Below are 13,251 nucleotides of genomic sequence, written 5' to 3'. Positions count from 1 at the left end.
GAGCCGTTAGCTCAGTCGGTAGAGCATCTGACTTTTAATCAGAGGGTCACAGGTTCGATTCCTGTACGGCTCACTAATAGCACTAGCAATAGCTAGTGCTTTTTTTATGCATAATATATACATGAAAACGTTTTAATTTACATATTGTTTATCCATCTCACCTCATATAAACTATATATATAATACATAAAGGTGGGTTTTAATATGTCATTTGAGATTGACTTAATTGGAGCAACAACAGCATTTGGGCAAGGTAAACCTGGAGTGACTTTTGGACCAGATGCTTTAAGAATGGCGGGCATTGTAGAAATGCTTGAACAAAATGGACATACTGTTACTGATGTTGGAAATATTATCGGTAACTATCCTCATAATTTTACTAAACAAAATATTAAAGTAACAGATGATCTTAAAAATTTAGATGAAGTAAGAGACTACTCTGAAGCGCTCGCTAAAGCAACATCATCAAGTGTAGAAAACAATAAATTCCCTTTAACTATCGGTGGGGATCACTCGCTTGCGCTTGGTAGTTTATCTGGAATTGCACCTCACTATGACAACTTAGGCGTCATTTGGTTTGATGCACATGGTGATTTAAATACAGCAGAAACATCTCCGAGTGGTAATATTCACGGTATGATTTTAGCAGAATTATTAGGTGTAGGTAATGATAAGTTAACGTCGGTGAACGGCTTTAATGCAAAACTTAAATTTGAAAACGTCGTCTTAATCGGAGTTAGAGATTTAGACGATGGAGAAAAAGAACTAATTAAAGAAAAGAATATTTTAACGTTCTCTATGAGTGACGTAAGAATACTTGGTTTAAATGAGATTTTAAACCGTACTTTAAAGCATTTAGAGCATACAGATGGTTTACATTTATCATTTGACGTAGACTCAATTGACCCGATGGAAGTAAAAGGTACAGGTACTAAAGTACCAGGAGGACTCTTTACTTCTGAAGTCATCATGTTTATGGAAGAATTAAGTAAAACAAACAAACTCACTTCAATGGATTTAGTAGAAGTGAATCCTTTACTCGATGAGGAAAATAAAACAGCAGAAACAGCTGTACACGTAACAGAATATTTATTCGGTAAACGTACAAAGTAAGCTAGTGCAATTGCACTAGCTTTTTTAACGTTTATTAAACATTGTTGCATTTTGTTATAAAAACGTTCATACTCTAAAAGAGTGAAACGTGAGGTGTACATATGATTGGTAATAGAATTAAAGAATTAAGGAACAATCAAAAACTGACTCAGGAAGAATTGTCTGAAGGCATCGTATCGAGAACGTATTTAAGTTTAATTGAAAAAGGATCGGTTCAGCCATCGAATAACGTGCTTGTTAAGTTAAGTGAACGACTTGGTGTAAATGTGAATGACTTGATGGTTGAAAGTAAGAACTATCAATACAGCGATATCGATATGAGTCGTGAGATAATTTTTTATGAAAATAAAATTCAAAATGAAGAATTTGACGTCATTGAACAATTTATCGACAACCACTATGAAGAAAAAGAAGATATTAAAAAGTTAGATCTAGCGAGAATCTATTTAATATATGGAGAATATTATTTAAATCGATCTCAATACAAGTTATGTAAACGATATCTAGACGATGCAGCAGATATACTGTTAAAAATGCCTGTGAACGATTATTTTATTCGTTATACGAATGTGATCAGTCGCTACTATGTTAAAAATAATGATTATGATGAAGCACTCGACGTTTTAGAACGTGCACTCGTTGAAATGTCATATACGAATCAGTTTCAACTAGAATCGATTCAAAACTTATTTTTAATGGCGAATATTTATTTCGATAAAAAGCAGTACTATACAGTACTTAGAATTATCAATAGAATGGAATATCTATCTCGTCAAGTGAATATCACTTATAAAGAGGACGACGTACGTTATATGAAGGGTATTTGCCTGTATCATGAGAAAAAATTTGATACACTAGAACTAATTACAGCACACAAAACTAATGTGTACGATAAAGTATTGTATTCATATTCACTTCTTGCGAAAGGGGACGTTAAGTCTGCGCTTGATATATATGGAACGATTGAATTCACGCGTGAATTCAATGCATTGAATGAGATAATAGACGAACTCGACGAGCGATTCAAATCTATTATCTAGAGAGGAAAAGAAACGACATGCTTATAGGAAAACTATTTGAAGAAACACCAACACTCCATTTAATTACAAGTATTGTCGACTTATTAATTGTATGGTTTGTATTTTATCAACTAATTAATGTGATTAAAGGGACAAAAGCAATCCAGTTAATCAAAGGTATATTTTTCATAATCATCGGTCGAGCAGTGAGTAACTTCCTTGAACTGACGACGACGATACAAATATTTGACCTTGTACTTCAATGGGGATTCTTAGCAGTAATTGTAATATTCCAGCCTGAGTTAAGACGAGCGTTAGAACAACTCGGACGAGGAAAGATCTTTAAAAAGTCGACGACAAATCGTGAAGACGAATTAGAGAAGTATCGTGAAGAAATGATTACTGCTGTGAAATATATGGCCAAACGTAGAATCGGGGCTTTAATTGTGTTTGAACGTGAAACTGGATTAAAAGACTATATCGAAACAGGAACGCCGATGAATGCAGATTTAACTGCTGGCTTACTAATTAACGTTTTCGTACCGAATACGCCACTTCACGACGGTGCGATGATTGTACGAGACGATAAAATCATTACAGCAGGGAGTTATCTACCGCTATCAGAGAGTAATAAAATCGGCAAAGAACTTGGGACTAGACACCGAGCAGCTGTCGGTATTTCAGAAGTTACAGATGCATTTACAATCGTCATTTCTGAAGAGACTGGTGACGTTTCTACGACTATTGACAGCCGTTTAAGAAAAAATATTTCGATAGAAGAACTCGATGAAGAATTAAAGAAGTACTGGATAATGACATCCGTAAAGAAAGACGGAGGTGGTCTATTTGCTAGAAAGTAAACCGGGTATACTTTTCGTATCACTGATACTCGCGTTATTCATGTTTGCGAGTGCCAATAAGATATTTGAAGATCTTAATCTGTTTGGACAAAGTGGTGGTAATAATACGATTACGATTGAAAATGTACCTGTTGAATTAAAGTACGATGAAGAAGAGTACTACGTGACAGGGGCACAAAAAACAGTCCAAGTGAACTTCTCAGGAACACCATCAAAGTTAAAGCAAATTCAAGCGACAGATAACTTTAACGTCATATTAGATTTACGAAATTATGAGCTTGGTGAGTTTGAAGTGACGTATGAAGTAGAAGGAATACCTGAAGACGTCACAGCAACAGTTTTACCGAAAAAGACTATGGTATCGATTCAAAACTTAGTCGAACAAACATTTGAAGTTCAGGCGGAAGTAAATGAAAGTCGTTTATCATCTAACTATACAATCGAGTCTATTACGACAGACCCAGAAGTCGTCACTGTTAGAGGTGGAGAAGATGATATGGCACGTATACAGTATGTTCGTGCAATGATTTCTGGCACTGAGAAGATTACTGACGCGATTAGAGAAAGTGCGGAAGTGAGTGTCTTTGACGGCGTTTATAACAAATTAGATGTCGTAATCGAGCCGCAGAAAGTTGCAGTAGATATTAAAGTGAAAGAAAATAGTAAAGAAGTGCCGGTCTATTTAAATGTCGTCGGTAGTTTAAAAAGTGGATACCAACTCGATGGTATCTCTTTAGAAAATGAGACGATAACAATTTATGGCCCACAAGATATGCTCGATGAAATCGTCGGGGTCGAAGCGGAAATTAATTTAGAAGATATCGACAAATCTGGTAGTTTTAATGTATCACTATCACTACCAAGTAATATACAAAAAACTGAACCAGCGAATGTAAAAGCTGAAGTCAAAATAAGTAAGAAATAGGAGTTAATTATGGGTAAATATTTTGGAACAGACGGTGTTAGAGGAGTAGCAAACGCGCTTTTAACACCAGAACTTGCATTTAAACTTGGACGTGTTGGAGGCAGTGTTTTACTTGAAAATAGTAAAGAAGAAAGACCGCGCGTTCTGATTGGAAGAGATACACGTATTTCTGGTGAGATGTTAGAATCTGCACTCATTGCTGGATTATTATCAATCGGAGCAGAAGTAATTCGTCTTGGGGTTATTTCAACACCGGGTGTCGCATATTTAACTAAAGATATGGAAGCGGACCTCGGTGTGATGATTTCTGCATCTCACAACCCTGTAGAAGATAACGGTATTAAGTTCTTCCAAAACGACGGATTTAAACTTGACGACGAGACAGAAGCAAAAATTGAAAGTATGTTAGATGAAGATGCTGAATTGCCACGTCCGACAGGAGTTGACGTTGGATTTATAACAGACTTTTTCGAAGGTGGGCAAAAGTATTTAAGTCATTTAAAATCAACGATTGACGGAGATTTACTCGATCAACATATCGTCCTTGACGGTGCGCACGGTGCGACGTATTCACTTGCTCCGTACTTATTCGGTGACTTAGAAGCGGACGTAGATACGATTGGATGTAATCCAGATGGTACAAACATTAACGCTGGATTCGGTTCTACACATCCAGAGAAGTTACAAGAAAAAGTAGTCGAACTCGGTGCTGACTTTGGTCTTGCGTTCGATGGAGATGGAGACCGTATCATTGCGGTTGACGAGAAAGGACAGCTCGTCGACGGAGATAAAATTATGTACATCTTAGCAAAAGACTTAAAAGAAAATGGTCTTTTAAATGACGACATGGTCGTAAGTACAGTAATGAGTAACTTAGGGTTTTATCAAGCACTTGAAAAGCTAGATATTAAAAGCGATAAAACAAAAGTTGGAGATCGTTACGTCGTTGAAGAAATGAAAACTCACAAATATAACTTAGGTGGAGAGCAATCTGGTCACATTATTATGCTCGACCATAATACGACAGGTGACGGGTTATTAACAGGTGTACAACTCGCACACATCATTAAGAAAAGTGGTAAGACACTAAGTGAATTACATGGTGAAATGGTGAAATTCCCTCAAGAACTTGTGAACGTAAAAGTTGAGGACAAATATCATGTCACTGATAACGAAAAAGTAAAATCAGTTATACAATCTGTCGAAGAAGAAATGGCAGGCAATGGACGAATTTTAGTTCGTGCATCCGGAACAGAGCCACTCGTACGTGTAATGGTAGAAGCTGAGACAGAAGAACAAGCGAAATCTTATGCAGAAAAAATTGCACAAGTAGTAGAAGAAGAAATGGGATTATAAAAATTTCATTCATATGGAACGCACATCAACTCGATGTGCGTTTTTTATTTCGGATTTTAAAATAGTTTTTATAAATCATATTGCATTTATTTAACTAAAGCGTTAACATAACTGTAAATATCAAATTTTCAGAATTTGATATTGAAATTTTTAGGAGGTTTGTATATGGTAGAGCAACTTAGACGTTTGTTTTTACTGTTCTCGATCGTTCTAATGGTTTTAACTTCGTTCTCGCCACTCGCTAATGCGGCTGAAAATGATTTTGATTTAGAAAGCACGCTTAGAGTAGAAGGTTTAAAGCACGATGTTAAACTGACAAAAGAACAACTTGAACAACAGCGAGCAATTGCTGAACAATTAGAACTTATCAATGGTCCAGCAACAATCTCTGAAAACTTAGAAGGAGAGACAGGGCAAGTAGATGTAATTGTCCACTATCGTACGCCGTCTGTAGGGTTAGCAAAAGGTATCGCTAATGCGAAAGGCAAAAACTTTACAGCAGCAGACGAAAAGAAGGTTAAAAACGAAATCGCAAAAGAACGATTACGTGTTCAAAAAGAAAGAAAGTTTAAGAAGATAAAAGTTAAGGAGAAGAAGAAATACGACGTAGTCTTAAATGCTGAGGCATTAACAGTTGATGCAAAAGACTTAGACAAGCTGATTGAGCTTAAAGATGTTGCATTTGTTGAAAAAGATACTGTTGTAACTTTAGATCCTGAAATTACGAAAATACATACTCCAGAATCAGCTGAGGTAGCAAAAGGTGAGGATGATGTTTCATCTAACCTAATACCTGCTTTAAAACACCTTGAAATCGAAAAGGTTTGGGAAATTGGTGAAAAAGGTAACGGCGTTAAAGTCGGAGTACTCGACACTGGAATTGACTACAACCACCCAGACTTAAAAGATGTTTATAAAGGTGGACGTAACTACGTAGAAGGTAATGAATACAAATCACCACGTGCAGCAGATGATCCGTATGAAACTAATCCGGCAGAGCGTCCAGACAATGTTCCAGAAGAAAGAAACGGAAGTGAGTACTGGACAACTCACGGTACACACGTAGCGGGGACAATTGCAGCACAAGGTAACAACGAATACGGTGTTGTTGGTGTTGCGCCGAACGTTCAATTATATGCATACCGCGTGCTTGGAGCATATGGTAGCGGATATACGAACTGGATTGTAAGTGGTATTGAAGACGCAGTTAAAGACGGCATGGACGTTATTAACTTATCACTCGGTAACGGCTCACCAGAAGAAGCGCAAGCAAACTCATTTGCAGTTAACAACGCTATGTTACTTGGTACAGTTGCTGTATCAGCGACAGGTAACTCAGGACCTAACCGTTCTACAGTTGGTGGTCCAGCTTCAGGAGCGATTGGTATTGGTGTAGGTAACACGACACTACCAGAGTTAAAATACTACGCAAATGTTACGTTAGAATCTGGAGACTATAAAAAAGAGTTAAAAGACGTACTCTTTATGACATACACAATGAATGAAAATCCAGCAGACCAACTAAGTGATACTGAAGAAGTAGTTGCAGTACCAAATGTTGGTAAAGTAGAAGACTTTAAAGGACTGGATGTAAAAGATAAAGTTGCACTTATTCAACGTGGAGATATTCCATTTGTTGAAAAAGTTCAAAACGCTAAAGAACAAGGTGCAAAAGGGGTTATTATTTATAACTCTGAAAGTGGAAGCGGCGCACCTGGTCCAACAGGATTATTCTTAGGTAAATCATTCCACTACGTACCGACGTTAGATGTTGGTTACACTGACGGTAAAGAGTTCAAAGAAGCTATCGACAAAAACAAAGAAGGTAAAGTGACGTTTAACTCATTTAAAGATGAAGTATCAGGTGGAGACGAAATGAACGATTCATCTTCTAGAGGTCCGTCGAAACCAAACTTTGACATTAAGCCGGATGTTTCAGCACCGGGTACAAACATCTTATCTACAGTACCAGTGTTTAAAGCATTCGACGAAAATATGGATTACACATATGCATTCGCAGAGTACACAGGTACTTCAATGGCAACTCCACATGTTGCAGGTATTGCAGCGTTAATCTTAGAGTTAAATCCTGATTACACGCCATTTGATGTGAAATCTGCACTTTCAAACACAGCGAAATTACTCGACACATCTACATTTGATGTATTCGATCAAGGTGCTGGACTTGTACAACCGTATGCAGCTTCAACAACTGACTCACTACTTAAAGTGAATCATGAAACAGAAATGGACGGAACAGTTCATGAACATACACGCGGTACTATGTCATTTGGAAAAATGCAAAGTGGAGAATCAAAAACTAAAGAATTATTCATCGAGAATAATAGTGGTTCATCTGTAAACTACAACATCGAAATTGAAATGTTATCAGATGTTGGAATTAACCTTAAAGCGAGCGAAACTTCAGTATCAACAGCAGACAATGCGTCTGTAGAATTTACGATTGATGCTCCTGAAGACACACCAGACGGAACAGAAGTCCAAGGTTACATTCACGTGAAGAGTGACCACGGTGATTACAGCGTTCCATTTGCAGCTCTAATCGGTGACGATGCAGGTGGCGAAAGCATTAAGAAAGTTGAATTACAAGACTTACACATTTCACCAAACGATGACGGTGTACAAGATGAAACTGTACTCGACCTTGAGTTTGGTCAACCACAAAGTTATGCGCTTGTTTCATACTTTAACTTACTCGACCCTAAATCTGGTCCAGATAACGATGGGTATGAAGGTACGATTGATTTCTTATTCTTACCAGAATTAAAAAATCAATTACCGATTACAGGTGATATGTACAATATCGTAGATGAAAAACGTGTACCTGGTAAAATTGATGACGGTGTATACACAGTAGATGTTCTATCAATTGATGGACAATCTCAATTAAATTCTGAATTCGATGGTCCATTATTCGTTAAACGTAAAGCGACTGAAATTACAGAAGCTAAAGTTGTCGATGGGAACTTAGATCTCACTGTAGACGATCTTTACATCAACGCATTACCAAAACTTAAAGAGCTTTATGGATTAGACTACGATCCGAACTTATTTGTTAAAGGTAAAGTGAAATTAAGCAACGGTGAAGAAGAGTTAACTGGTAACGGACAATTCACTAAAGAAGGTAAGTTCAACTTCGATCAGAAGTTCGATACTGCTTACCACTTAACAATCGACTTTGCGGACGCAGCTGGTAACAGTAAGACATATGAGTACACTGTAAACCCTGCTGAAAATGATGTAAAAGAAGGACATCACGAATTACCAAACGAACCAGCACCAGAGCCAGAGCCAGAACCAGGTGATGACGAAGGAGAGTTTGAAGGAGAAGTTGTTTCATTCGATCCAAACAACTATGACGGATTATTCGTAAATGGTAGAAGTGATGTTGTCGCTGATCTTTCTGAATACAACAGTGTAGCTGTTGAGTTAGATAGCAATGCACTAAATACACTTTCAAAACTTAAAAAGAACAAATCATTAACATTTGATTTAGGTAGTTATGGCGTTAAGTTTAACGTAGATAACTTCAACGAATTAAAAGGCTATGACAACGTATATGTTGTTCTTGAAAGATTTGAATCAGATGGATTATCAGATCAACTTAAAGTAAAACTTATCGGTGAATCAAATGGTGCCGCAGAAGAAGTATCTCAGTTAAATTCAAACTTTGTTGTACTTCTAGAGTCGCCAAAACAAAAAGTTAATGTGTTAAATGTTAACTCTGGTGAACAATTCAAAGGTAATGGATTATTTAATAAAAAATCTGGACAACTTGAGTTGAAAACTAAAGAGTTTAGCGCATATGTAGTTGTAGAACAATAGTAAGAACGAGCGAAAGCTCGTTCTTCTATTCTTTAGAAGAGGAGGATTATATGAAGAAGCTAATACTTTCTTTTGTTTTATCAGCATGTGCGTGCTTTGTATTATCAAACGAAGCGCATGCGTTAATGTTACAGCCGAGTCAACCATTCTCTGAAGAAGAAGAGGAAAATGATTCTATAACGTATACATATGGAAAGTTTGTAGATGAACATTTTGTACAACCTGATACTGACGCTGCGGATTTTGCGTTACAACTAGCTGTAGGGAAACGATATGTATGGGGTGGGAACTCTAATACAGAAGTTGATTGTTCTGCGTTTACACAGCAGTTTTTAAGAGAATTTAAAGGGATTAACATCTCTAGAACAACATATGATCAAGTGAGAGAAGGTACACGAGTAGAAAACCCTGAACCAGGAGACTTAGTGTTCTTTAACGACTTTGCACACGTTGGTGTATATGTTGGAGATGGAATGATGGTCGACGCATTAAATCCAGACGAAGGTGTCGGACTACGTGCAGTATCATATGTCCATGGTAAAGTGGACGGGTATTATAGATACTAAAAAACACGTCACAATTGTGACGTGTTTTTATTATGCGCGTGGTCCGATCATTTCAGTTTTAGCAAAGTCACTATTACGCATTGCTTCAAGGCGTTCTTCGACTTCTTCTTGTGGAATGTTATGAACCGTAATATATCTGTTTCTAGGGTGCTCTGCACATTTCATTGAGCAAGCGCCTAAATGATTGTGTTGGTTTTCTTCGCTACATAAAATTTGTGCGTTACACTCTGGGTTCGCACAGTTGACGTAGCGTTCACATGGTGTGCCGTCATAATGATCTACACCGATAACTGTTGGGTCGACTTGGTTAATCGGTACTGTTAGGCGTTCATCAAATACGTACATTTGACCGTCCCATAGTTGACCTTTTGTATTTTCGTCTTTAGCGTATGTTGCGATACCGCCGTGAAGTTGTCCGACGTTTTCTCCAATACCTTCACGTTTTAACCAGCCAGAGAATTTCTCACAACGAATTCCACCTGTACAATATGTTAAGACACGTTTACCTTCAAATAGGTCTTTGTTTTGTCTCACCCATTCCGGTGTATCTCTAAATGTTGAAACTTCAGGTTTAATTGCACCGCGGAAGTGTCCAACGTCATATTCGTAGTCATTTCTTACATCTAATACTACAGTGTTTTCATCTTGAATGGCTTCCATCCACTCTTCAGGTGATAAATAGTCACCTGTAATTTCGTGTGGGTTAATGTCATCTTCTAAACTTAAGTTCACGAGTTCAGGACGTGGACGGCAATGCATTTTCTTAAATGCGTGTGTATCAGCTTCGTCAATTTTAAACGGCATTCCTTTAAAGAGTGGGTGATTGTTCATGTACTCGATGTACTTTTCAGTCTGTTCGTAATCACCAGACACTGTACCGTTAATCCCTTCGTTCGCAACTAAAATACGGCCTTTAAGACCGAGGTCTTTACAAAACTGAAGATGCTCATCAGCAAATTCTACTGGATCTTCAATCGTAACGTAGTGGTAATACAGTAATACTCGATATTTCATTTTGTTTTCTCCTATCATACATATAATTGCAAGTTATACCCGATAGATAATCATGCATTAAATATTATAGCAGAAACGGCCTGTTTTCGCATGATACTGTTCAAAAAAGTATAATATTTGGTAAAATAAAAGTACGACTATTTGAAATTAGGATGAGCTGTATGAATATTAAAATATATTTAGATATTGCATGTCCGTATTGCTATATCGCTAAAAAGAAATTTGAAGAAGCGTTAAAGGAATTTGACGAAGTCGACTTTGACATTGAATATAAAAGCTTTGAACTAAACTATGAAGCACCAAAATATCCAGAGGAAACGTTGATTACGTCATTATCAGAAAGAACCGGTGTGTCTGAAGAAGAAATTCGCAGACAATACCGTATTTTAATCGAGTCTGCAAAAGCAGAAGGTATTGAATTGAATCTAGAAAACGTTGTGCCATCAAATACACGTGATGCGCATCGTTTATTAAAGTTTGCTATTCAAGAAGGAAAAGGTAGTGAAACGTTAGATGAATTATACTATCGTAACTTTAAGTTGAACGAAAACGTTGCTGATAAAGATGTGCTTTTATCAGTTGCTGAAGCGGTAGAACTCGATACAGCACGCGCAAAAGAAGTGATTGAAGATGAATCAGAATTCGCGGAACTTGTACTCGAAGACTTTAATTACGGGAAAATTCTCGGCGTTCAAAGTGTGCCACACTTTATTTTTAACGAGCGCTTTAAAATGAACGGAGCAGCTGAAGTAGATTTATATATTTATGCAATTGAAAAAACATTAGATGATATAAAAAAGGGCGATTTATAATTTAAATCGCCCTTTTTTATGTTTGTTTTCGTTAAAACACAAACATTCGCTTTTAAAAAATAAAAAACGTTCGTATTTTCGGTTTTTTGTCGATGTTTTATGTGGTATATTATTAATGAATTCTTAAAAAACGGAGTGAGTATTTTGGTAGTTAGTATCGTAATGGGTAGTTCTTCTGATTGGCCAACGATGAAAAAAGCAAAAGACATGCTCGACTATTTCGAAATTGAAACAGATGTCGAAGTCGTAAGTGCGCATCGTACGCCTAAAAATATGTATGAATTTGCTGAAAATGCAAAAGAAAAAGGGACGAAAGTAATCATCGCAGGAGCTGGCGGAGCAGCACACTTGCCAGGGATGATCGCTTCGATGACGAACGTACCAGTCGTTGGCGTACCGATTCAAACGAAAGCGTTAAGCGGTGTCGATTCGTTATATTCTATCGTTCAAATGCCAGGTGGTGTACCAGTGGCTACGATGGCAATTGGTGAAGCTGGAGCGACGAATGCTGGAATTTATGCGGCGAAAATGATCGCGATAGAAGACGAATCAGTCTATGACAAATTAGAAAGATACACAAAATCATTAGAACAAAAAGTGGAGGATATGCAAAATGACCTCAAGTAAGACGATATTACCAATGAAAACAATCGGGATTATCGGTGGTGGACAGCTCGGTAAAATGCTCGCACAAAGTGCCCTTCGAATGGGTTATAAAGTTGCGATTTTAGATCCATCTGAAGATGCCCCTGCTCGTGCGACGTGTCACGAATTTATTCATTCGGACTTTAGTGATGAAAGTGCGCTTAAACAACTTGCAGAAATGTCAGATGTTCTAACGTATGAATTTGAAAACATCGATGCACATTTACTGAGAGATTTAGTCGAACATCACTATGTTCCTCAAGGTGCAGAGACAGTACTGACGCTTCAAGACAGAGAAACTGAAAAAGCAGCAATTCAAAAATCAGGAGCGACAGTCGTACCGTATCAAACGACGAATACAAAAGAAGAATTGCAGCAGTTTATCGAAAAACATGATTACCCTGTGATCGTAAAAACTGCAACAGGTGGTTATGATGGTAAAGGGCAATATTTAATTGAGTCAGAAAAAGATATTAAAGACGTGCCATTTGGAGACGTTGAACTCGTTACAGAAAAATATATCGACCTAGAACGAGAAGTGTCGTTAACAGTAGCAAGAAGCGCAAGTAGTGAAACAGTCGTCTTCCCACTTCAAGAAAACTTACATCGCAATCAAATTCTGTATCGTACGATTGCACCGTCAAGAATTGACGTATTTGAAGAAGCGAAACGACAAGTCGAACTCATCATGGAAGAATTACTATTCGTCGGAGTCTTCACAGTAGAATTTTTCGTCGACAAAGACAACAACGTCTACGTCAATGAAATCGCACCAAGACCTCACAACTCAGCACATTATACGATTGAAGCGTGTAACATCAGTCAGTTTGACGCACATATATTAGCGGTATGTGATTTACCATTACCAGAAGTTTATCAGCATCAACCAGCGATTATGATGAACTTACTCGGACAAGATTTAGATCGCTTAGAAGATGAATTATATAAACACTCAGACTGGAACGTTCACTTATATGGAAAATCAGACCGTAAACCTGAACGTAAAATGGGCCACGTCACAATACTCACAGATGAAATCGAAACGACATTAAACGATATTAAACAACATTTCTAAAATAAGAAATTAAAACGTTG

Annotated in this window: 11 protein-coding genes and 1 tRNA gene; 11 read left to right on the top strand and 1 reads right to left on the bottom strand. The window is 37.4% G+C overall.

Going from position 1 to position 13,251, the window contains the following annotated elements; genetic code table 11:
- From HMPREF2767_RS07130 to HMPREF2767_RS07095, 8 genes are all read left to right on the top strand, one after another.
- Positions 1-73, top strand: a tRNA-Lys gene (locus HMPREF2767_RS07130).
- A gap of 131 nt (positions 74-204) precedes the next feature.
- Positions 205-1,113 carry an arginase gene (gene rocF, locus HMPREF2767_RS07125; RefSeq protein ID WP_070623483.1) on the top strand — a complete coding sequence of 303 codons (909 nt, stop codon included), beginning with the start codon at positions 205-207 and terminating at the stop codon, positions 1,111-1,113.
- Positions 1,114-1,214: 101 nt separating this feature from the next.
- Positions 1,215-2,153, top strand: coding sequence for a helix-turn-helix transcriptional regulator (locus HMPREF2767_RS07120; protein ID WP_068129601.1), 939 nt, complete (start codon positions 1,215-1,217; stop codon positions 2,151-2,153).
- 17 nt (positions 2,154-2,170) lie between these two features.
- Positions 2,171-2,992, top strand: a complete 822-nt coding sequence (cdaA, locus tag HMPREF2767_RS07115) for a diadenylate cyclase CdaA (protein WP_070623480.1) — start codon at positions 2,171-2,173, stop codon at positions 2,990-2,992.
- On the top strand, positions 2,979-3,917 hold the full coding sequence (locus HMPREF2767_RS07110) for a CdaR family protein (RefSeq protein ID WP_070623477.1): 939 nt from the start codon (positions 2,979-2,981) through the stop codon (positions 3,915-3,917). Before cdaA ends, HMPREF2767_RS07110 begins: the two co-directional genes overlap by 14 nt.
- A 9-nt stretch (positions 3,918-3,926) precedes the next feature.
- A complete protein-coding gene (gene glmM, locus HMPREF2767_RS07105) occupies positions 3,927-5,273 on the top strand; it encodes a phosphoglucosamine mutase (protein ID WP_070623475.1) in 1,347 nt (448 codons plus the stop codon).
- 165 nt (positions 5,274-5,438) lie between these two features.
- Positions 5,439-9,119, top strand: coding sequence for a S8 family serine peptidase (locus tag HMPREF2767_RS07100; protein ID WP_070623472.1), 3,681 nt, complete (start codon positions 5,439-5,441; stop codon positions 9,117-9,119).
- Positions 9,120-9,169: 50 nt separating this feature from the next.
- Positions 9,170-9,685, top strand: a complete 516-nt coding sequence (locus HMPREF2767_RS07095; protein ID WP_070458049.1) for a C40 family peptidase — start codon at positions 9,170-9,172, stop codon at positions 9,683-9,685.
- Between the two features lie 30 nt (positions 9,686-9,715).
- Here the strand turns inward: HMPREF2767_RS07095 and HMPREF2767_RS07090 are convergent, their stop codons facing one another.
- On the bottom strand, positions 9,716-10,699 hold the full coding sequence (locus HMPREF2767_RS07090; protein ID WP_068129634.1) for an oxygen-dependent tRNA uridine(34) hydroxylase TrhO: 984 nt from the start codon (positions 10,697-10,699) through the stop codon (positions 9,716-9,718).
- Positions 10,700-10,860: 161 nt separating this feature from the next.
- Between HMPREF2767_RS07090 and HMPREF2767_RS07085 the strand changes: the two genes are divergently transcribed.
- The 3 genes from HMPREF2767_RS07085 (at position 10,861) to purK (ending at position 13,231) form a co-directional block, all read left to right on the top strand.
- Positions 10,861-11,511, top strand: a complete 651-nt coding sequence (locus HMPREF2767_RS07085; RefSeq protein ID WP_070623469.1) for a DsbA family oxidoreductase — start codon at positions 10,861-10,863, stop codon at positions 11,509-11,511.
- A 144-nt stretch (positions 11,512-11,655) separates the two neighbouring features.
- Complete coding sequence (gene purE / locus HMPREF2767_RS07080) at positions 11,656-12,138, top strand: 5-(carboxyamino)imidazole ribonucleotide mutase (protein ID WP_070623466.1); 483 nt, start codon at positions 11,656-11,658, stop codon at positions 12,136-12,138.
- Positions 12,125-13,231, top strand: a complete 1,107-nt coding sequence (gene purK / locus HMPREF2767_RS07075) for a 5-(carboxyamino)imidazole ribonucleotide synthase (RefSeq protein ID WP_070623463.1) — start codon at positions 12,125-12,127, stop codon at positions 13,229-13,231. The genes purE and purK overlap by 14 nt, the downstream gene beginning before the upstream one ends.
- Positions 13,232-13,251 lie beyond the last annotated feature (20 nt).

This window comes from Nosocomiicoccus sp. HMSC067E10, from assembly GCF_001810835.1.
GTDB classification, from domain to species: Bacteria; Bacillota; Bacilli; order Staphylococcales; family Salinicoccaceae; genus Nosocomiicoccus; species Nosocomiicoccus ampullae_A.
This window is presented reverse-complemented; position numbering and strand designations above follow the sequence as displayed.

What these genes read in the sequence shown, in the direction of transcription:
- rocF (WP_070623483.1), top strand. Translation starts at nt 205, where the DNA reads ATGTCATTTGAGATTGACTTAATTGGAGCAACAACAGCATTTGGGCAA.
- HMPREF2767_RS07120 (WP_068129601.1), top strand. Translation starts at nt 1,215, where the DNA reads ATGATTGGTAATAGAATTAAAGAATTAAGGAACAATCAAAAACTGACT.
- cdaA (WP_070623480.1), top strand. Translation starts at nt 2,171, where the DNA reads ATGCTTATAGGAAAACTATTTGAAGAAACACCAACACTCCATTTAATT.
- glmM (WP_070623475.1), top strand. Translation starts at nt 3,927, where the DNA reads ATGGGTAAATATTTTGGAACAGACGGTGTTAGAGGAGTAGCAAACGCG.
- HMPREF2767_RS07100 (WP_070623472.1), top strand. Translation starts at nt 5,439, where the DNA reads ATGGTAGAGCAACTTAGACGTTTGTTTTTACTGTTCTCGATCGTTCTA.
- HMPREF2767_RS07095 (WP_070458049.1), top strand. Translation starts at nt 9,170, where the DNA reads ATGAAGAAGCTAATACTTTCTTTTGTTTTATCAGCATGTGCGTGCTTT.
- HMPREF2767_RS07090 (WP_068129634.1), bottom strand. Translation starts at nt 10,699, where the DNA reads ATGAAATATCGAGTATTACTGTATTACCACTACGTTACGATTGAAGAT.
- HMPREF2767_RS07085 (WP_070623469.1), top strand. Translation starts at nt 10,861, where the DNA reads ATGAATATTAAAATATATTTAGATATTGCATGTCCGTATTGCTATATC.
- purK (WP_070623463.1), top strand. Translation starts at nt 12,125, where the DNA reads ATGACCTCAAGTAAGACGATATTACCAATGAAAACAATCGGGATTATC.